General features: G+C 75.3%; 15 protein-coding genes and 1 pseudogene. 15 read left to right on the top strand and 1 reads right to left on the bottom strand.

The genetic code is table 11. The features are described from left to right. Window positions 1-66: 66 nt before the first annotated feature. From OG553_RS01160 to OG553_RS01225, 14 genes are all read left to right on the top strand, one after another. On the top strand, window positions 67-477 hold the full coding sequence (locus OG553_RS01160; RefSeq protein WP_405977116.1) for a hypothetical protein: 411 nt from the start codon (window positions 67-69) through the stop codon (window positions 475-477). Beyond that, window positions 471-878, top strand: coding sequence for a DUF2809 domain-containing protein (locus OG553_RS01165; protein ID WP_405977117.1), 408 nt, complete (start codon window positions 471-473; stop codon window positions 876-878). Before OG553_RS01160 ends, OG553_RS01165 begins: the two co-directional genes overlap by 7 nt. Before the next feature lie 128 nt (window positions 879-1,006). Continuing rightward, window positions 1,007-2,833, top strand: coding sequence for a VanW family protein (locus OG553_RS01170; RefSeq protein WP_405977118.1), 1,827 nt, complete (start codon window positions 1,007-1,009; stop codon window positions 2,831-2,833). A gap of 124 nt (window positions 2,834-2,957) precedes the next feature. Next, a complete protein-coding gene (locus OG553_RS01175; protein ID WP_405977119.1) occupies window positions 2,958-5,630 on the top strand; it encodes a SpoIIE family protein phosphatase in 2,673 nt (890 codons plus the stop codon). Between the two features lie 9 nt (window positions 5,631-5,639). Beyond that, the gene (locus OG553_RS01180) at window positions 5,640-6,332 is read left to right on the top strand and encodes a M15 family metallopeptidase (protein WP_405977120.1); all 693 of its coding nucleotides are present in this window, start codon (window positions 5,640-5,642) and stop codon (window positions 6,330-6,332) included. 179 nt (window positions 6,333-6,511) lie between these two features. Then, a complete protein-coding gene (locus OG553_RS01185) occupies window positions 6,512-7,510 on the top strand; it encodes a LacI family DNA-binding transcriptional regulator (protein ID WP_405977121.1) in 999 nt (332 codons plus the stop codon). A 45-nt stretch (window positions 7,511-7,555) separates the two neighbouring features. Further along, complete coding sequence (galT, locus tag OG553_RS01190; RefSeq protein WP_405977122.1) at window positions 7,556-8,584, top strand: galactose-1-phosphate uridylyltransferase; 1,029 nt, start codon at window positions 7,556-7,558, stop codon at window positions 8,582-8,584. Continuing rightward, window positions 8,581-9,732, top strand: a complete 1,152-nt coding sequence (gene galK / locus OG553_RS01195) for a galactokinase (RefSeq protein ID WP_405977123.1) — start codon at window positions 8,581-8,583, stop codon at window positions 9,730-9,732. Before galT ends, galK begins: the two co-directional genes overlap by 4 nt. A 100-nt stretch (window positions 9,733-9,832) precedes the next feature. Further along, the gene (locus OG553_RS01200; RefSeq protein WP_405977124.1) at window positions 9,833-11,509 is read left to right on the top strand and encodes a sensor histidine kinase; all 1,677 of its coding nucleotides are present in this window, start codon (window positions 9,833-9,835) and stop codon (window positions 11,507-11,509) included. Continuing rightward, window positions 11,506-12,183, top strand: a complete 678-nt coding sequence (locus OG553_RS01205; RefSeq protein ID WP_405977125.1) for a response regulator — start codon at window positions 11,506-11,508, stop codon at window positions 12,181-12,183. Before OG553_RS01200 ends, OG553_RS01205 begins: the two co-directional genes overlap by 4 nt. Window positions 12,184-12,385: 202 nt before the next feature. After that, window positions 12,386-13,177, top strand: a complete 792-nt coding sequence (locus OG553_RS01210; protein ID WP_405977126.1) for an ABC transporter ATP-binding protein — start codon at window positions 12,386-12,388, stop codon at window positions 13,175-13,177. A gap of 87 nt (window positions 13,178-13,264) precedes the next feature. Further along, window positions 13,265-15,820 (top strand): ABC transporter permease, encoded by a 2,556-nt coding sequence (locus OG553_RS01215; RefSeq protein WP_405977127.1) that lies wholly within the window; start codon window positions 13,265-13,267, stop codon window positions 15,818-15,820. Window positions 15,821-16,019: 199 nt separating this feature from the next. Continuing rightward, window positions 16,020-17,387, top strand: coding sequence for an AMP-binding protein (locus tag OG553_RS01220; protein ID WP_405977128.1), 1,368 nt, complete (start codon window positions 16,020-16,022; stop codon window positions 17,385-17,387). An 85-nt stretch (window positions 17,388-17,472) separates the two neighbouring features. Continuing rightward, window positions 17,473-18,444 (top strand): glycosyltransferase family 2 protein, encoded by a 972-nt coding sequence (locus OG553_RS01225; RefSeq protein ID WP_405977129.1) that lies wholly within the window; start codon window positions 17,473-17,475, stop codon window positions 18,442-18,444. A gap of 10 nt (window positions 18,445-18,454) precedes the next feature. Here the strand turns inward: OG553_RS01225 and OG553_RS01230 are convergent, their stop codons facing one another. Next, window positions 18,455-19,678 carry a hypothetical protein gene (locus tag OG553_RS01230; protein WP_405977130.1) on the bottom strand — a complete coding sequence of 408 codons (1,224 nt, stop codon included), beginning with the start codon at window positions 19,676-19,678 and terminating at the stop codon, window positions 18,455-18,457. Between the two features lie 145 nt (window positions 19,679-19,823). Here OG553_RS01230 and OG553_RS01235 point away from each other — a divergent pair. Next, window positions 19,824-19,988 (top strand): annotated as a pseudogene (locus OG553_RS01235) (SAM-dependent methyltransferase); the annotation flags it as partial. Window positions 19,989-20,024: the final 36 nt, after the last annotated feature.

Below are 20,024 nucleotides of genomic sequence, written 5' to 3' on the forward strand. Positions count from 1 at the left end.
CCGGTGCCGTCCCGCCGGCATCGGATAATGGCGCCGATGCGCACAGACCGGGGAGACGAAGGATCCATGACGTTCGAGGAAGGCCGACGGGTGACGCTGGCGGCCGACATCCGGCTGGCCGGTTCGCCGGCCGCGGCCGACGGCTCCGGTGCCCCGCCCGTGGCCGTGGCCGGGTTCCTGGCCCTGGCGGCGGGCACCGCGGGGACGGTCGAGCGGGTGGACCGGGTGGAGCGGACGGAGAGCCACGGGGTCCGCGAGTACGCGCGCCTCAAGTCGCTCTTCGATTCCTTCGGGCACTCCATGCCGGCGGGGAGCCGGCGGCAGCTGGAGGAGGAGATCGCGGCCCTGGAGCCGGAATGGGCCGCCCACCAGGAGCGGGGCCCCGGCGTGACGGTCCGCGTCCGCTTCGACAACGGCTTCGTCCTGGACGGGACGCCCGCCGAACTGTTCGCCGACGCGGGCGGGGACGTGTGCTGATCCGTAGCCGGCTGGCCGCGGCGGCCGCCGCGGTGCTGGTCGTCGCGGCGGGGCTGGGGCTGAGGGCGGTGGCCGGCGGGAGCGCGGCGAAGTACGGCGGTGACGCGTTGTACACCGTGCTGGTGCTGGCCCTGGTCGTGGCGGCCCTGCCCCGGCTGACGGCGCCGCGGGCCGCGGCCGCCGCGCTGGCCTTCAGCTGGGCGGTGGAGTTCCTCCAGCTCACCGCCGTGCCGGCGGAGCTGTCCCGGCGCAGCACGGTGGCCCGGCTGGTGCTCGGTTCCACCTTCAACGCGCCGGATCTGCTCTGGTACGCCGTGGGGGCGGCGGCGGGCGGGCTCGCCCTCTCCGCCCTGCGCGGGCGCGGCCGCCCCGACACCGCGAGGCCTTTGCCCGATTTGTGAGAACGGTTACCTTCTCACCCGAATGGCGCACTTCCGGGTTCATGATGGTTCACCGGAACTGTCGTCTACGCGCCCCTGCCGCGGCCCCCGAGCCGTTCGGCGACCGGTCGGCGCGACTAGGGAGAACCGTGCGACCTGCGGGCAGCTGGACGGGGAAGAACTGGCGGATCGCGCTGCCGGTGGCGGGAGGCGCGCTCGTGCTGGGCCTCGGCGGTCTCTACGCCGCCGGGCTCGCCGTGGGCGACGACATCGCCGACGGCACCCGGGTCCGGGGCGTCGAGATCGGCGGCATGAGCCGTGCGGCGGCGCAGAGCACGCTGTTGCGGGAGCTCGGCCCGCGGGCCGGAGCCCCCATCCCGGCGGGCATCGGGGACCGCGTCGAACAGGTCGCCCCCGCGTCCGTCGGACTGTCCCTGGACGCCGCCGCGACCGCCGAGCGCGCCTCCCGCGCGGGCTACGGGCCGGTCGACGTCATCGGCAGGCTCTTCGCGTCCGGCGACCCGGACGCCGAGCCGGTGATCCGCACCGACGAGGAGGCGGCCCGCGCCGGCGTCGACCGGCTCGCGAAGAGCACCGCGCAGGCGGTCCGCGACGGGTCCATCGCCTTCGACGCCGGGAAGGCCGAGGTCGTCCCCGCCCGGGCCGGCGTCACCCTGGTCCAGGACCAGGCCCTCGACGCCCTCCGGGACGCCTACCTGCGGCCCCGCCCGGCCGGCACCCCGGTCCCCCTGCCCGTCACCCGCACCGAGCCGCGCGTCGGCGCGGACGAGACCGGGCGGGCCCTGCGCGAGTTCGCCGGGCCGGCCGTCTCCGGGCCGGTCACCCTCAGCGTCGCCGGCGCGCGGATACCCGTGAGCCCCGCCGTCCTGGGCGAGCACCTGGAGATGAACGCCGACGCCGGCGGCCGCCTGGTGCCCGCCCTGGACTCCGAGGCGCTGCTCGCCGACCCCGCCGTGGCCCGCCCCCTCGCGGAGGCCGCCGGGGCGCCCCGCGACGCCGCGCTCGACGTGGACGCGGCCGGACGGGTCGTGGTCACGCAGAGCAGCCGCGCCGGACAGCAGGTCACCGGGGAGGCACTCGGCCGGGCCGTGCTGCCCGCGCTGACCCGCTCGGGCGCCGCCCGGAACGCCGAGGTGGCCACCACGGCCGTCGAGCCGGAGCTGACCGACGCCGGGGTGCAGCGCCTGGGCATCAAGGAGAAGATGTCCTCCTTCACCGTGGAGTTCCCGGCCGCCCCGTACCGGACCACGAACATCGGGCGCGCCGTGGAGCTGATCAACGGCTCCGTGGTCATGCCCGGCGAGCAGTGGAGCTTCAACCGCACGGTCGGCGAGCGCACCAAGGAGAACGGCTTCGTCGACGGGATCATGATCAACGACGGCCGGTACGTGAAGTCGCCCGGCGGCGGCGTCTCCGCGGTCGCCACCACGATGTACAACGCCATGTTCTTCGCCGGCCTCAAGCCCCTCGAACACGGCGCGCACTCCTTCTACATCGAGCGCTACCCGGAGGGCCGGGAGGCCACCGTCGCCTGGGGCAGCCTCGACCTGCGCTGGCTCAACGACTCCGGCAACCCGGTCTACGTCAAGGCCACCTCGACGGACACCTCTCTGACGATCACGCTGCTCGGCACGAAGAAGTACGACGAGATCCGTGCGACCAAGGGCCCCCGCACCAACGTCAAGCCGCCCGCCAAGGTGAACGCCGCCGGCCCGACGTGCGAGGCGCAGACGCCCCTGGAGGGCTTCGACGTGGCCGTCGGCCGGGTGTTCGTCAAGAACGGCCAGGAGGTCAAGCGCGAGGAGTACAAGACGCACTACACCCCGCGCGACGAGGTCACCTGCGAGCCGGAGACCGCGCCCGGGACGGCGCCGAGCGGCGCCCCCACGCCGGGCACCGCGACGGCGGGCGCCCCCACGGCGGCCGCCCAGGCGGCCTCCGCACAGGGCCGGTAGGGGGAAATCCGCTCACCCGAGGTGACCGGCGGCGCGCGCGCGGCGCTCCGCCGGGCGCCGGAGGGTGCCCAGGTGCTACAACTGGGGACGTGACCCTTCCTCGCCAGCCGTACCGGGCAATTCGGTGCGGTCACCCCTGAGCAAGGGATTCAAGAGCGTCGCCGGACAGGTGTTCGTCCTTCAGGTGGCGATCGTGGTGTTGCTCGCCGCCGGAGCCCTTCTGGCCCTGCTCCTGCAGTCCCGCCACGACGTCGACCGTGAGGCGCGCAACCGGTCGATCGCCGTCGCGGAGACCTTCGCCCACTCCCCCGACCTCCAGGAAGCGCTGCGGACACCGGACCCGTCCGCCGTCCTGCAGCCCCTCGCCGAGGTCACCCGCAAGGCCGCCGGGGTGGACTTCATCGTCGTCATGGACACCAAGGGGATCCGCTACAGCCATCCCCAGCCGGACCGCATCGGCAAGCGCTTCGTGGGCACCATCGAGCCCTCCCTCGCCGGGCGGGTCCACACCGAGAGCGTGCAGGGGCCCCTCGGCAAGGAGATCCAGGCGGTGGTGCCCGTCACCGCGCCGGACGGCCGGGTCGTCGCACTGGTGTCCGCGGGCCTGACCGTGGAGAACGTCAGCGGCGCCTTCGACCGCCAGCTCCCCGTCATCCTGCTGGCCATGGCCACCGGCCTCGCCCTGGCCACCGCGGGCACCGCCCTGACCAGCCGCCGCCTGCGCCGGCAGACGCACGGGCTGGGCCCCCAGGAGATGACCCGGATGTACGAGCACCACGACGCGGTGCTCCACTCCGTCCGCGAGGGGGTGCTGATCACGGACGGGGACGGACGGCTGGTCCTGGCCAACGACGAGGCCAAGCGGCTGCTCGGACTTCCCGAGGAGGCCGAGGGGCGCCGCATCGATCAGGTGCCGGGCCTGGACAGCCGGATGGCCGACCTGCTGCTGTCGGGCCGGGTGGCCACGGACGAGGTGCTGGAGACCGGGGACCGGCTGCTCGTCGTCAACCAGCGGCCCACCCATCCGCGCGGCCGGCCGGAAGGGGCCGCCGTCACCATCCGCGACTCCACCGACATGCAGGTCCTCACCGGCCGCGCCGAGGCGGCCCGCAAGCGCCTGCGGCTGCTGTACGACGCCACCGGCGACATCGGGACCACCCTGGACGTGGAGCGGACGGCCCAGGAGCTCGCCGACGTCGCCGTGCCCCGGTTCGCGGACTACGTCACCGTCGACCTGGCCGGCCCGGTGCTCGACGGCGAGGAACCCGGCCCCGGCTCCGACATGCGGCGCACCGCGGTCAGCGGCATCCGCCGGGACCACCCGCTGTACCCGCTCGGCCGGCTGATCGAGTTCAAGCCCAGCACCCCGCAGGCGCGCGGCTACGACACCGGGAAGACGGAGCTGGTGACCGACCTGTCCGACGCGCCGGGCTGGCGCGTCCAGGACCCCCGGCGGGCCAGGGCCATCATCGAGTACGGGATCCACTCCCTGATCGCGGCGCCGCTCAAGGCCAGGGGCGTGGTCCTGGGCGTGGTCAACTTCTGGCGGGCGCAGAAGCCCGAGCCCTTCGACGAGGACGACGTGTCGCTCGCCGAGGAGCTGGTCGCCCGGGCGGCCGTGGCCATGGACAACGCCCGCCGCTACACCCGCGAGCACACCCTGGCCGTCACCCTCCAGCGCAGCCTGCTGCCCCGCGGGCTGCCCGAGCAGAGCGCCGTGGACGCGGCGCACTCCTACCTGCCCGCGCAGTCCGGGGTGGGCGGGGACTGGTTCGACGTGATCCCGCTGCCGGGCGGCCGGGTCGCCCTCGTCGTCGGGGACGTGGTCGGGCACGGGCTGCACGCGGCGGCCACGATGGGGCGGCTGCGTACGGCGGTGCACAACTTCACCTCGCTCGACCTGCCGCCGGACGAGCTGCTGGCCCGCCTCGACGACCTCGTGCAGCGCATCGACGAGGAGGACACCGACGGGGTCGGCGGGGTGCTCGGCGCGACCTGCCTCTACGCCGTGTACGACCCGGTGTCCCGCGCCTGCACCCTGTCCCGGGCCGGACACCTGCCGCCGCTGGTGGTCGCCCCGGACGGCACCACCGAGATCGTCGACCTGCCGGCCGGTCCCCCGCTGGGGCTGGGCGGCATGCCGTTCGAGACGAGCGAGCTGCTCCTGGCGGAGGGCAGCCAGCTGGTGCTGTACACGGACGGACTGGTGGAGCAGCGGACCCGGGACATCGAGGAGGGGCTGGAGCTGCTGCGGGAGGCGCTGAGCCACCCTGACCGGGACCCGCAGGAGAGCTGTCTCGCGGTCCTGGACGCCATGCTCCCGGCCCGGCCGACCGACGACGTGGCCCTGCTCATCGCCCGGACCCGGACGCTGGGGCCCGACCGGGTCGCGCAGTGGGAGGTGCCGCCGAGGGCGAGCGGGGTCGGGGTGGTGCGGAACCTGGCGGTCGCCAAGCTGGAGGAGTGGGGGATGGAGGAGCTCGCCTTCACCACGGAGCTCATCCTCAGCGAGCTGATCACCAACGCCCTGCGGCACGGCGGCCCGCCGGTGCGGGTCCGGCTGCTCCACGACCACGCGCTGACCTGCGAGGTGTGGGACGGCAGCAGCACCGCCCCGCACCTGCGGTACGCGGCCACCACGGACGAGGGCGGGCGCGGGCTGTTCCTCGTGGCGCAGCTCAGCGAGCACTGGGGCACCCGGTACACGCCGGAGGGCAAGGTCATCTGGTCGGAGCAGACCCTCCAGGGTCCCTCGGACGGCCTCTCCCTGGACGTCTTCGGGGACCTGGAACCGTAGCGTGGTGGGGTGCGCACCCCGCGCCCCGTGTCCGTCTCCCTGACCGCGGTCGCCGTGCTGTGCGCGAGCGCGGCGCCCGGGTGCGCGCCCTCGGAGCGGGAGCGGTCCGCGGCGGCGGAGCGGGCCGCCGCGGCGGCGCTCGCGGCGGAGGTGTCGGAGGTGCCGGCGGGGAAGCTGGGGGCGAGCCTGCGGGAGGGGTGCCCGGTGCCGGCGGAGCGGCTGCGGCTGGTCCGGATGAACCACTGGGGCTTCGACGGGAAGGTCCACCGGGGCGAGCTGGTCGTCCACCGGGACGCGGTGGAGCCGCTGCTGTACGTCTTCGGCCGGGCGCTGGAGACCCGTTTCCCGATCCGGCGGATGCGCGTGGCGGCCGAGTACGGCGGCGACGACCTCGCGGCGATGGCCGACGACAACACCTCCGCCTTCAACTGCCGGCCGGTGACCGGGGACTCCGGGAAGCCGTCGCGGCACTCCTGGGGACTGGCCGTGGACGTCAACCCGGTGGAGAACCCGTACGTGGACCGGCGCGGGACGGTGCACCCGCCGGCGGGCCGGGCCCACCTGCGGCGGGACCCGGCCCGCCCCGGGACGATCACCGAGGACGGCGCGCTGGTCCGGGCGTTCCGCAGCGTCGGCTGGCACTGGGGCGGCGACTGGTGGTCGAACCCGGACTACCAGCACTTCTCGGCCGACGGCCGTTAGGCCGGGGCCCGGCCGCGCGGCCCCGAAGTGCCGGGCGGTGCGGCCGATATCGCACGGGTGATCCACGCCCCGGACGGCCGTATCATCGAGTCCACGTCGGCCCGGTTCGGGGAGGGGCCGCACACCCCGGCCGTCCCCCGCGGTGGTCTGGCACCGCTCACGATCACGGAAGGACGGCGATGAAGGTCGGAATCACCGACGTCGCGGCCCGCGCGCAGGTCAGCGAGGCGACCGTCAGCCGCGTGATCAACCGCCGCCAGGGCGTGTCGCGCAAGACCCGGGACACCGTCGAGCAGGCGATGGCCGAGCTCGGCTACGAGCGCACCACCCAGGGCCAGTTGGTGGCCGTGATCACCGACCACGTCTCGAACCCCTTCTTCGCGGACGTCGCCGAGCGCATCGAGTCCGCGCTCGCCCCGCACGGGCTGAAGACGGTGCTCTGCCCGGCGTTCGCCGGCGGGGTGCAGGAACTCGACTTCATATCCTCCCTGGTCGACAAGGGCATCGCGGCGGTGGTGTTCCTCTCCGCCTCGAACACCGTCGAGGGCGCCGACACCGAGGTGTACGAGGTCCTGCGGCAGCGCCGGGTGCCGTACGTGGGGATCAACGGCGAGTTCGCGGACGGGGTGGCGGCCCCGGTGTTCTCCACCGACGACCTGCTCGCCGCCGAACTGGCCGTCGACCACCTGTACCGGCTGGGCCACCGCCGGATCGGGATGGCGTCCGGCCCGGCCGGGAACCGTCCCGCCGACCGCCGCGTACAGGGCTTCCTGGCCGCGATGGCCCGGCGCGGGATCGAGGACGCCGGACGCCGGGTGATCCGCCAGTCGTACACGGTGGAGGGCGGACAGGCCGCCGTCGCACCGCTGCTGGAGCTCGGCGCCACCGCGGTCGTCGCCGCCAGCGACTGGATGGCGCTGGGGGCGATCCGCGGGATCCGCCGGCTCGGCCGGTCCGTACCCGAGGACGTGTCGGTCGTCGGCTACGACGGCACGGGCGTCACCGAGTTCACCGACCCCCCGCTGACCACCGTCCGCCAGCCCGCCGACCGGCTCGCGCTCGAAGTCGGCCGCAGCGTACTGGCGCTGGTCGGCAACCGGGACGTCCCCACCGGGGAGCTGCTCTTCGACCCCGAGCTGGTCATCCGGGCCTCCACCGCCCCGGCTCCGGCCGTCTGACCTCCGCCCGCGAACCCCACGACCCACACAGGCGAGGACGTGCACGTGTACAGGACCGTCACCGAACTCGCGGACGGCCGCGAGCTCATCTACTACGACAGCGCCCCCGGCCTGGACCGCGGGGCCAAGGACCTCAGGCCGCTCGAACCGGTCGTGAGCGCCCCCGAACTGCGCCGGGATCCGGCCACCGGGGACTGGGTCACGATCGCCGCCCACCGGCAGTCCCGCACCTACCTCCCGGCCGCCGACTCCTGCCCGCTGTGCCCGTCCCGGGAGGGGCGGCCGAGCGAGATCCCGGCCGCCGACTACGAGGTGGCCGTCTTCGAGAACCGTTTCCCCTCCCTGTCCGGCGCGGCCGGCCGGTGCGAGGTGGTGTGCTTCACCCCCGAGCACGACTGCGGGTTCGCCGACCTCACCCCGGCGCGGGCCCGGCTGGTGCTGGACGCCTGGACGGACCGCACCGCCGAGCTGTCGGGCCGGCCCGGCACCCGGCAGGTGTACTGCTTCGAGAACCGGGGCGCCGAGATCGGCGTCACCCTCCCCCACCCCCACGGCCAGGTGTACGCCTTCTCCTCGCCCACCCCGCGCACCGCCAAGCACCTCGCCGCGGCGGCCGCACACCGGGCCGCCACCGGCCGGAACCTCTTCGAGGACCTGCTCGCGGAGGCCCGCGCGGCCACGGAGCGGGTGGTCCTCGCCGGGGAGCACTGGACGGCGTTCGTCCCGTACGCCGCCCGCTGGCCGTACGAGGTGCACCTGTACCCGCACCGCAGGGTGGCCGACCTGACCGGCCTCGACGAGGCGGAGCGGGCCGAGTTCCCGGGGCTGTACCTGGACCTGCTGCGGCGCTTCGACCGGCTCTTCGGCACGGCCGGGCCCACCCCGTACATCTCGGCCTGGCACCAGGCCCCGCTCACCGGCGGCGGGGAACTCGCCCTGCACCTGGAGCTGTTCACGGTCCGGCGGGCCGCCGACAAGCTGAAGTACCTGGCCGGGACGGAATCCGGCATGGACGCGTTCATGAACGACGTGGCCCCGGAGACGGCGGCCCTGCGACTGCGGGAGGCGCGGTGACCTCGACGGCGCGGGTGCGCGAGGAGTTCGGGCGGATCCACGGCCACGCCCCGGAAGGGGTCTGGGCCGCCCCGGGCCGGGTCAACCTGATCGGCGAGCACACCGACTACAACGACGGCTTCGCCCTGCCCATGGCCCTGCCCCAGAGCACACTGCTGGCCGCCCGCCGCCGCGGCGACGACCTGCTGCGGGTGCACAGCGCCCAGGGCGACGGCCGGGTCGCCGAGTTCGCGGTGGCGGACCTCGCCCCCGGCGCGGCCGGCGGCTGGGCCCGCTACCCCGCCGGGGTGGTCTGGGCGCTGCGCGAGCGGGGCCTGCCCGTCGGCGGGGCCGACCTGCACGTGGACAGCACCGTGCCCACGGGTGCCGGGCTGTCCTCGTCCGCGGCCCTGCAATGCGCGGTGGCCGTCGCCTACGACGAGCTGTACGGGCTGCGGCTGGAGCGGCCGGAGCTGGCCCTGGTGGTGCAGTACGCGGAGAACGCCTTCGCCGGTGTGCCCTGCGGGGTGATGGACCAGATGGCCTCGCTGTGCTGCGCCGAGGGCGGTGCCCTGTACCTGGACAGCCGGGGTCCGTCGGTCCGGCAGGTCCCCTTCGACCTCACCGGGCACGGGCTGTCGCTGCTGGTGCTGGACACCCGGGTCAAGCACGACCTCGCCGACGGGGCGTACGCCGCCCTGCGGGCCGGGTGCGAGCGGGCGGCGGGGCTGCTGGGACTGCCCGCCCTGCGGGACCTGGCCGAGGAGGGGCTGGCGGGGGCGCTGGAAGGGCTCCCCGGCGAACTCGTCCCGCTGGTGCGGCACGTGGTCACCGAGAACGCCCGGGTCGGCCTGGCCGTGGAGCACCTGACCGCCGGGGAGCCGGAGGGCCTGGGCCCGCTGCTGACCGCCGGGCACGCCTCGCTGCGGGACGACTACCGGGTCTCCTGCCCCGAGACCGACCTGGCGGTGGAGGCCGCCGTCGCCGCGGGCGCGCTGGGGGCCCGGATGACCGGCGGCGGGTTCGGCGGCTCCGTGATCGCCCTGGTCCGGGCCGGGCGGGCGGAGTCCGTGGGCCGGGCCGTGTCGGAGGCCTTCGCGGCGGCCGGGTTCGCGCGGCCGGCTGTACTGGACGCCGTGCCGTCGGCGGGGGCCCGCCGGATCGACTGACCCGTTCCCGGCCGTCTCTGCCGTCTCTGCCTTTCGGCAGAGGCAGGGATCCACCGCGAGGCTCATGCCGCTGCCGCCTCCGGCATCAATACTGGTCAGCGTGGTGCGCACTCCCCTGATCCCTCGTCCTGCCCCCGGCCTCCCGCGCGGGGCCCCGCCTTCCGGGTGGGCGCGCACGGCGGCGGAAACCGCCGGGGTGACCCTGCTGGGCCTGGGCGTGTTCGCGGCGGCCCTGGGGGTCGGGCTCGCACCCCACCCGGCCTTCCAGTTGCTGGTGATCGCCGCCGGCGCCCTGCTGTTCCCGCTGCGCGGCCGGTTCCCCGGGGCGGTGCTGCTCGCGCTGTCCGTGCTGACCGGGTTGGCGAGCGGCGCCGGTCCGCTCGCGGCGGTGGCCGCGTACGGTCTGGCGCGCCGGACGGTGCGGGTGCGGCAGCGGGCCCGGCTGCTGGCCGCCGGCGCCGTCCTGCTGGTGGCGGCCGCGACGGCGGCCGCGCCCGTGGTCGGGCCGGGGCGCTTCCCGTACGGTCTGGCGCTCGGGCTGGCCCTGGCCCCGACGGCGGTGATCGTCCCGGGTCTGGTCGGTACGGCACAGGGCCAGCAGCGGCGTCTGGTACGGGCCCTGCGCGAACGCGGGGACGCCGCGGAGCGGGCCCGGCTGGCGGCCGACAGCGAGGCCCGCACCCACGAGCGCTCCCGGATCGCCGCCGAGATGCACGACCTGCTGGGGCACCGGCTCAGCCTGATCTCGCTGCACGCGGGCGGGCTGGAACTGGCCCTGGACCGGGCCGCTCCAGAGCTGCGCGAGGAAGCCGTCCTGGTCCGCCGGACCACCCGCGACGCGATGCGCGAGCTGCGGCAGGTCCTCGGGGTGCTCGGTCCGCTGGGCCGGGACGCCGGGCCCGGCGTCCTCACGGACGCGACGGGCACCCGCGCCGACATCGAGGCGCTGGTGGCGGAGTCCCGCGACGGCGGGGTCGCCGTACGGCTGGACTGGACGGGACCGGACCTGGACGGGCGCCCGGCGGCGGTGCGCCGGGCGGCGCACCGGGTGGTCCGCGAGGCCCTGACCAACGTCCACCGGTACGCCCCCTCCGCGCACGTCACCGTGGCCGTCGCGCACGACGCGGCGGCGGTACGGATCACCGTGCGCAACGGCGCGCCGCCGCAGCCGCCGGCGCCGGCCGGGAGCCTGGGCACCGGGCGCGGGCTCACGGGGCTCCGGGAACGCGTGGAGCTGCTCGGCGGGGCCTTCGACGCCGCCCCGCTGCCCTCCGGCGGGTTCCTGGTGGACGCGGTCCTGCCGGCGGAGCCCGGTGACGCCGTCGTCCCGCACCCGGCCGGGCCGCGGGGGGCGGAGGCCGTCTCCGGTGCGGAGGCCGGAGGCGGCGAGGGCGGGGCCGCGAACGCGCTGACGCTCGCCCTGGGGCTGGGGGCGCTGTGCGTGCTGATGGCCCTGGCGACCGCCTTCGTGTACGGCAGCGCGCCCCGGCCGGACGCCGGGCCGCGTCCGCTGCCGCGGATCGGGATGACGTACGACGAGGTGACGGGGCTCGGCGTCCTGGACAACAAGGCGGTCCGGGCCGCCGCCACGGGACACGAGCCGCCGCGCCCCGACGGGACGGCGGGCTGCGCGTACCCGTTCAACGGCGCGACCGAGATCCGTCCGGGCGGCCTGCTGGTGGCCCGCTACTGCTTCGACGCCGGACAGCGTCTGATCGCCATCGACCGTTTCACCGTCCCGTCGGTGCGGGACGCCTCACCCTGGGAGACCCCGTGACCGAGCCCGACGGGCCGATCCGTGTCCTGCTCGCCGACGACGAGACGATGATCAGGCACGGCGTACGCCTGATCCTGCGGCACGCCGACGGCATCGAGGTCGTCGCGGAGGCGGCGGACGGGCGGCAGGCCGTCGAACTGGCCGCCGTCCACCACCCGGACGTGGCGCTGGTCGACATCCGCATGCCGGTGTGCGACGGGCTGGCGGCGATCGCGCCCCTGCTCGCGCTCGATCCGGCGCCGCGGGTGGTGATGCTGACGACGTTCGGCGACGACGACAACGTCGTGCGGGCGCTGCGGGAGGGCGCCGCCGGGTTCCTGCTGAAGGACGAGGGCCCGCAGGAACTGATCAGCGCGGTACGGGCCGCCGCGGCGGGCGACGCCGTGCTCTCCCCGGGGGTCACCGGGGCGGTGATCTCCCGGATGCTGGGCGCCCGCGAGCCGGCCGGGGCGGGCGGCGCGGCCGCGGACGATCGGATCGCCCGGCTGACGGGCCGTGAGCGGGACGTCCTCGCGGCGCTCGGCGAGGGGCTGTCGAACCAGGAGATCGCCGAGCGGCTCGGCATCGGGACCGGCACGGTGAAGACCCATGTGGGGGCGATCCTGGACAAGACCGGTTCGACGAGCCGGGTCCAGGCGGCGCTGCTGGCGCACCGGACCGGGCTGGCCTCCTGAGCCCCTCCCTCTGCCCGGGGGCAGAGGGAGGGCGGCGGCCGCCTCTGTCCTCCGGCAGAGGGGGCCGGTCCGGGCGGCCCTTTCGGCAGAGGCCGAGTCGCGCCCTGAGGCCGATGTCCGTGCAGGTCAGGGCGGTGAGGATGGATGAGTCCCCCGGCTCGCGGCGTGTTGCGCGGGCCGTCGTACTTCAGGCGGAGCATCCATGTCGCACGCGTTTCCCTCTTCCCCCGCGCCCTCCTCGCCACCGGCCCCCGCCCCGCCGGCGGCCCGCGCGACGGCGCTGACCAAGACGTACGGGAAGGGCGGGACGCGGGTCACCGCGCTGGACTCGGTGTCGGTGGAGTTCGCGCGGGGCCGGTTCACGGCGGTCATGGGGCCGTCGGGCTCCGGCAAGTCCACGCTGATGCACTGCATGGCCGGACTGGACCCGGTGACGTCCGGTTCGGCGCGGATCGGCGGGGTCGAGCTGTCCGAGCTGAACGACCGGCAGCTGACGCGGCTGCGGCGGGAGAAGGTCGGCTTCGTCTTCCAGGGCTTCAACCTGCTGCCCACCCTCACGGCGCTGGAGAACATCACCCTGCCGCTGAGGCTGGCCGGGCGGCAGCCCGACGCCGCGTGGACGGACACCGTCGTCGCCACCGTCGGGCTCTCCGGCCGGCTCGCGCACCGGCCCGCCGAGCTGTCCGGGGGCCAGCAGCAGCGCGTGGCCGTGGCCCGCGCCCTGGTCTCGCGCCCGGAGATCGTGTTCGCCGACGAGCCGACCGGCAACCTCGACTCCCGTTCCGGCGCGGAGGTGCTCGGCTTCCTGCGCGACTCGGTCCGGGAGCTGGGCCAGACGGTGGTGATGGTCACCCACGACCCCGTCGCCGCCGCCCATGCCGACCGGGTGGTGTTCCTCGCCGACGGCCGCCTCGTGGACGAGCTGCGGGAGCCGACCTCGGGCGCCGTCCTGGACCGGATGCTCGCCTTCGAGGCCCAGGGCCGCACCAGCTGACGGCAGACTGCCCGCGCCTTCCCGCCCGTCCCGCCCGTCCCGCCCGTCCCGCCCGCCGAGCCCTTCGAGCCTTCCGAAAGCCCCTTCATGCTGCGAACAGCACTGCGCAACGTCCTCGCCCACAAGGCGCGCCTGATCATGACCGTCCTCGCGGTCTGCCTCGGGGTCGCGTTCGTCTCCGGGTCGCTGGTCTTCGCCGACTCCACCACCGCCGCCTACCGCGCCTCCATGGCCCGCGACTACGCCGGCATCGCGGTCACGGTCGACCCCAAGTACCCCCTCGGCGCCCCCTCCGAGGAACGCGCGAGCGTCCTCGACGACGCGCTCGTGGCCCGGCTGGCCGCCGTACCCGGGGTCGCCTCGGCCCGTCCGACCGTCGACGGGTCGGTGACCCTGGCCGCGAAGGACGGCTCGCCGATGCGGGCCGACAACCCGATGGGCAGGCTCGCCGCCGGCTACGTACCGGGCCCCGACGGCAAGGACGCCCGTTACCCGCTGACGGCCGGCCGCGCCCCGCAGGGCGGCGGCGAAGTGGCCCTGGCCCGGGGCACCGCCGAGGCCGGCGGGTACCGCCTCGGCGACACCGTCAGCCTGGCCTCCGACGGACCCGTGCTGAAGCCGCGGCTGGTCGGCCTCGTCTCCACCGGCGACACCCGGGTCACGTCCGGCGGCACCCTCGCGGTGTTCGACCGGGCAACCGCCCAGAAGCTCTTCGCCACGCCCGGCCGCTACACCGGCATCGACCTGTCCGCGAAGCCCGGCACCGACCGGTTCGACCTCGCCCGGCGGGTCGGCGCGCTGCTGCCCGCCGACCGGGCGGAGGCCACCACCGCGACCGCCAAGGCCAACCAGCAGTCCGTCTTCATCGACGCCAAGACGCGCAGCTACTCCCGGCTGCCCCTGGTCTTCGCCGTGGTGTCGCTCTTCATCGGCTCGTTCCTCATCATCAACACCTTCACCATGCTCGTCACGCGGCGGACGCGGGAGATCGCCCTGCTCCGCGCGATCGGCGCCACCCGGCGCCAGGTGGTCCGCTCCGTGCTCGCGGAAGCTGCCCTGGTGGGGCTGGTCGCCTCCGTGATCGGCTTCGGCCTGGGCCTCGGCGTCGCCACCGCGCTGCCCGGTCTGCTCGGCACGGGGGAGGACCTGCTGCCCAGCGGCCCGCTGGTGATCGGCCCCGCCCCCGTCGCGGCCTCGCTCGCCGTGGGTGTCGGCGTCACGGTCCTCGCCGCCTGGCTGCCGTCCCGCCGGGCCGCCCGGATCGCCCCCGTCGAGGCGATGCGCACCGCCGAACAGCCGCCCTCCGCGACGCTGTCCAGGATCCGGGGCGCGATCGGCGCGGCCGTGGTCCTGCTGGGCGCCGGTCTGCTGCTCTCCCTGGGCGGGGCGAAGGACGCCTCGGACGAGAACCTGCGGACCGCGATGCTCGGCTGCGGGATCCTCGTGACCGGGCTGATCGTGCTGGCGCCGCTGCTGGCGGGCCCGGTGGTCCGGCTCATCGGCCGGGTCACCGGCCGGTTCGGCGTGGCGGGCGGCCTCGCCAGGGACAACGCCCTGCGCGACCCCCGGCGTACGGCCGCCACCGCCGTCGCCCTGATGATCAGCACGGCGCTGGTGACCGGTCTCTCCGTCATCGAGCACTCCTCCGGCCGCGCCCTGGACTCCCAGGCGGCCGCCGGCCTGAGCGCCGACTACGTCATCGGCACCCGCGACGCCACGAGCGCCGTGGACGCCGCCGCCGTCCGGCGGATCGCCGCCGTCCCCGGCGTGTCGACCGCCTCCGCCGTCGCCGACTCCGGCATCTCGGTCGGCGCCAGGGCGGGTCAGGTCTCGGGCGTCGACCCGAAGACCGTGGGGGCCGTCATGAAGCTCCGTTTCACCAGCGGCTCCGCCAAGGACCTCGGCCCGGGCCGGATCGCGGTCTCGGCGTCCTTCGCCCGCGACAACCGGATCGGCACCGGCGACCGGGTCGAGGCGGCCATCGGCCCCGGTACCGGGGAGGACCGCGACCGGCCCTACACCGTCGTCGGCGTCTACCAGGACAACCCCACCGCCCAGGACGTGCTCGCCGACCGGGGCGACGTCCAGCAGCACGGCTTCCTGCGCGACTCCGTCCAGCGGGTCCTCGTGTCCGGCTCCGCGGACCTCGCCGGACAGCTGCGCGCGGCCGTCGACAACAGCCCGCTGCTGAAGGTCCAGAGCCGTGCGCAGCTGGTGCGGGAGCAGGCGGGCGTCGCCGGCGACCTGATCACCCTGGTGTTCGGGCTGCTGGCCATCGGCGTGGTCATCTCCGCGCTCGGCATGGTCAACACGCTCGCCATGTCGGTCGCCGAACGCACCCGCGAGATCGGCGTGCTGCGCGCCATCGGCATGGACCGCGCCGGTGTCCGCCGCATGATCCGCCTCGAATCCCTCACGGTCGCCGCGTACGGCACCCTGCTCGGGCTCGCGGGCGGCCTGTTCGGGGCCTGGAAGGTCAGCGGCCTGGCCAACGGGGCCATCCCGCAGTACTCCTTCTCCCTCCCCTGGGGCACCCTCGCCCTGGTCGTCCTCCTCTCCCTCGCCGTCGGCGCGGCGGCGGCCGCCCTCCCCGCCCGCCGGGCCGCGTCGCTCACCCCGCTGCACGCGGTGGCGGACGCCTGACCGGGGCGGCGGGTCACGGCCCGGCCCCGGCCGGGCCGTGACGTTTTGGATCTTCCGCTGACGGCACCCGGCGCCGATGGTCGGGAAGGCGCATTGCGTGCGGGGACGGTGACGGACTGGAATGCCAAGGTCAGGGCCCGTCACCGCGAAACTCGACCCGCACGGCTTCCGGTCCTGGAGCCGGCCCGGAAGGAATCCCATGGCGTCCATGCTCGACGGCTGCACCCCCTGGCCGCAGGAGTTCGTCGACCGCTACTGGGCCGCGGGCCACTGGGGCGGCAACACGCTGGACAACCTGCTGCGCGGGTGGGCCCTGCAGTACGGGCCGCGGACCGCGCTCGTGCACGGCGGGACCCGCGTCACGTACGCGCGGCTGAACCGGCGGGTGGACCGCGTGGCCGCCGGGTTCCGGCTGCGCGGACTGCGGCCTGGGATGCGGGTCGTGGTCCAGCTGCCGAACGTGCCGGAGTTCGTGGTCGGCGTGTTCGCGCTGATGCGCGCCGGTGTGGTCCCGGTCCTGTGCCCGGTCTCGTACCCCGCGTCGGAGGTGCCCGAGCTCGTACGGGTCACCCAGGCCGTCGGCTACGTCGGCCCGGCGGAGTACCGGGGCGTCGACCACACGGCGGTGGCCGCGGACATCGCCGCCCGCTGGCCCTTCCTGCGGCGGGTGTTCACCTACGAGGCGCCGGGCACCGAGTCCCCGTACGGCGGTATGACGACCGACCCGTCGAACTGCCAGTACGCCCCGCTGGGTTCCATCGACGCCGCGCCCGAGCCGGCGCTCCCGCCGGACGCCGGGCAGGTGGCGCTCCTGCTGCTCGGCGACGGGGACGGATGGGGGTACGGCGGTGGCGGTGCGCCGGTGCTCGTTCCGCGCACCCACAACGACTTCGCCTACCAGGCGCGGGCCGCCGCCGAGCTGGTGTCGCTCACCGAGGAGGACGTGTACCTCGCCGCGCTGCCCGCCGCGTCCGTCTTCGCCCTCGGCTGCCCCGGCATCGTCGGCACGCTCGGCGTCGGCGGGACCGTGGTCCTGGCCGACGGACCGGACCCCGCCGAGTGCCTGCCGCTCGTCGAGCGGGAGCGGGTCACCTTCACCTCGCTGCCGACCGCGGCCGCCGGGGCCTGGCTCGACGCGCTGCCCTCGGTGCGGGCCGACGTGAGCAGTCTGCGTCTGGTGCAGACCGGCGGCGGCGCGCCCCTGCCCCGGGCGGCCGCCGAGCGGCTCGGATCCGGGCTGGGCGCCCGCCCGCAGCAGGTCTTCGCCCCGGCCGGGGGGCCGGTGCTCCTGACCGACGGGACGGCGCCCGGCGCGCAGGGCCGCCCGCTCTCCCCCGACGACGAGATCCACCTCGTCGGCGCCGACGGGCGGAACGTGCCGGACGGGGAGCCGGGCGAGCTCCTGGCCCGGGGCCCGTACACCCCTCGGGGCCACTACCGGGCGGCCGGGGACGAAGCCCGCCGCTTCACCCCGGACGGCTACTTCCGCACCGGCGCCCTGGCGCGGCGCACGGCGGACGGCGGCCTGGTGGTCACCGGCCGGGTGCCGGAGTCCGCGACGGACTGACGTGACCGCCCCGATGGCTCTGACGGCCCTGACGGCCTGACGGCCCCGGTGGCTCAAAATGCCCGGTCCGGGTGGTTCCCGCATCATGAGTGCTGTGTGCGACCCACCCGGCGGACCGGTCTTCCTGTCGATCGTGGTTCCCGTCTTCAACGAGGAGGAGTCCCTGCCGGCCCTGGCGGCGCGGCTGCGTCCCGTCCTGGACGGTCGCGCGGAGCCGTACGAGGTCCTCACCGTCGACGACGGCTCGACCGACGAGACCCCCCGGGTGCTGGCGGACCTGCGCGGCGGCTGGCCGGAGCTCCGCGTCGTCACCCTCCGGCGCAACAGCGGCCACCAGGCGGCCCTGACCGCCGGACTGCACCGTGCCCGGGGCGCGTACGTGATCAGCATGGACGCCGACCTCCAGGACCCGCCGGAGGTCATCCCGCGGATGGTGGACCTGGCCCGGTCGGACGGTCTGGACGTGGTGTACGGCATCCGGACGGACCGCTCCACCGACTCCGGCTTCAAGCGCCGGACGGCGGCCGGCTACTACTGGCTGATGCGCCGTCTGGCGGGTTCCTACGTACCCGCCCAGGCCGGCGACTTCCGGCTGCTGTCCCGTCAGGTGGTGGAGACCCTCAAGTCCCTGCCCGAGCAGCAGCAGATCCACCGGCTGCTCATCCCGTGGCTCGGCTTCCCCGGCGGCCGGATCACCTACCAGCGCGGGGAGCGGGTGGCGGGCACCACCAAGTACCCGCTGCACAAGATGGTCCTGCTGGCCCTGGACAGCGTCACCAGCTTCTCGGCGGTGCCCCTGCGCCTGGCCACGGCGATCGGCGCCGGCAGCCTCGCCGTGTGCCTCGGCTTCCTCGTCTGGACCCTCGTCGCCCACGCCACCGGGAACACCCTGCCCGGCTGGACCTCCCTGATCACCACGGTGCTGTTCTTCGGCGCCGTCCAGCTCTTCTGCGTGGGCATGCTCGGCGAGTACGTGGCCCGCATCTACACGGCGGTGCAGGGCCGGCCCGCCTACTTCGTGGCCCGCGACACGGACGCGGAGGCGGAACAGCGGTAGGCCGGGCCGGTCACACCAGCACTCCGGAGAAGAACATCGCGCCGAGCAGGGCGTACTGGGCCGCACAGCAGGCGAGCAGCGGCACCTGGACCCAGCGCGGCATGCGCGCGACGAGGAGCAGCCCGACGAACATCTGCGCGTGGTTGCGGTACCAGGACATCTCCGCGCCGGCGAGGAACGGTACGAGGAAGACCGCCGCCGTCAGGACGGCCGCGGCCCACTCCCCCGCGTCGAGTCCGCGGCCGCCGTCGCGGCCGCGCAGGAGCAGCGCGGCGGCCGTCACCAGGACGAGGAGCACGAAGGCGGTGTCCAGCCAGAGCTGCGTCCGGTGCGCTTCGAGCGCGTGCTCCACCAGCCACGGGAGGTGCCCTTCGGGCGTGTACCAGTCCTTGAACGGGAAGCGGTAGGCCTTGGCCATCTCGCCGAACGGCTGGTGGACGCCGCCCTGTCCGTAGCTGGACTCCTGGATGGTCTCGTACGCGTCCCAGCGGCCGGTCGCCTGCCACATCAGCCATTTGGCCCAGAGCACTCCGCATCCCGAGACGGCCGCGGCCGCACCGGCCTTCGCGCAGCGCACCGGCCACGTGTTCCCGCGCCACGCGAAGAGGGCGCTCAGGAGCAGCATGCCGACGGCGACGGCGCCCACGGGATGGCAGGCCGCCGCCGCGAACCCGCCGGCGGCGGCGACCGCCCACGAGCCGCGCCCCACCCCGGCGACGCAGACCAGCAGCGCCAGGGTGGCGGTGGAGAGCGGGAACAGGGCGTGGAAGTAGACGCCGCCCGGGAACACCGTGCCGACGGCGAGCGCGAGGCCGGTGGCCGGGGTGAGCCGGGCTCCGAGCAGCCACCACAGCGCCGCGAACATGCCCAGCAGGGCGGCCTCGGTGACGACTGCGGCGGCCAGTTCGTAGGAGAGCCCGGTGGCGGAGACCGCCCGGACGGACATGGGGTACCCGGGGAACCAGGCGACGTTCCCGCAGACGACGTCGCGGAAGTCCGGATAGCGCTCCCGGCACCGGAACATCTCGTAGCCGGTCTCGGCGATGGAAAGGTAGTGGGCGGAGTCCCAGCGGCTTCGGCCTCCGGTGGACCAGTACCGCACGGGGGTGCCGTCGCCGGCGACGGATGCCGTGGCGACGGCCCAGGTGAGGAGGTTCGCGACCAGCCACGCGAGGACCGGGGGCAGCAGCCGGCGGCACGGGCCGCGGCCCGCCCGCCGGGTCGCTTCCGCCATCTCCAGCCCCGCGATCGTCTCGTCGGCGGTCCGGCCGTCCGCTGCCGCGCTCCACGATCATTCTGGGCAGCACCTCCGGGAGCCGCACCCGGAGCTGCTCCCGCCAGGGGTGTCCGCACCGCGCACGGGGTGGTCGACCTGCCCCATGAACACACTGGCGCAGCGCGTCTTCCAGGCCCTCGACCGGTTCCACGCGGTCCGTCCGCGGGACCACGACGCCCACTACCACCGCTGGATCGTGCGGCAGCTGCCCCGCCGCTTCGGCCGCGCCCTGGACGTCGGCTCGGGCAGCGGGGACCTCGCCCGGCTGCGCCGGCACCTGGCGGCCGGCGGGACCCCGGTGGTC

This window comes from Streptomyces sp. NBC_00158 (genome assembly GCF_045160885.1).
In the GTDB taxonomy this organism is placed as follows: domain Bacteria; phylum Actinomycetota; class Actinomycetes; order Streptomycetales; family Streptomycetaceae; genus Streptomyces.

Coding starts and splice junctions, on each gene's coding strand:
- OG553_RS01160 (WP_405977116.1), top strand. CDS start 67: ATGACGTTCGAGGAAGGCCGACGGGTGACGCTGGCGGCCGACATCCGG.
- OG553_RS01185 (WP_405977121.1), top strand. CDS start 6,512: ATGAAGGTCGGAATCACCGACGTCGCGGCCCGCGCGCAGGTCAGCGAG.
- OG553_RS01210 (WP_405977126.1), top strand. CDS start 12,386: ATGTCGCACGCGTTTCCCTCTTCCCCCGCGCCCTCCTCGCCACCGGCC.
- OG553_RS01215 (WP_405977127.1), top strand. CDS start 13,265: ATGCTGCGAACAGCACTGCGCAACGTCCTCGCCCACAAGGCGCGCCTG.
- OG553_RS01220 (WP_405977128.1), top strand. CDS start 16,020: ATGGCGTCCATGCTCGACGGCTGCACCCCCTGGCCGCAGGAGTTCGTC.
- OG553_RS01225 (WP_405977129.1), top strand. CDS start 17,473: ATGAGTGCTGTGTGCGACCCACCCGGCGGACCGGTCTTCCTGTCGATC.
- OG553_RS01230 (WP_405977130.1), bottom strand. CDS start 19,678: ATGGCGGAAGCGACCCGGCGGGCGGGCCGCGGCCCGTGCCGCCGGCTG.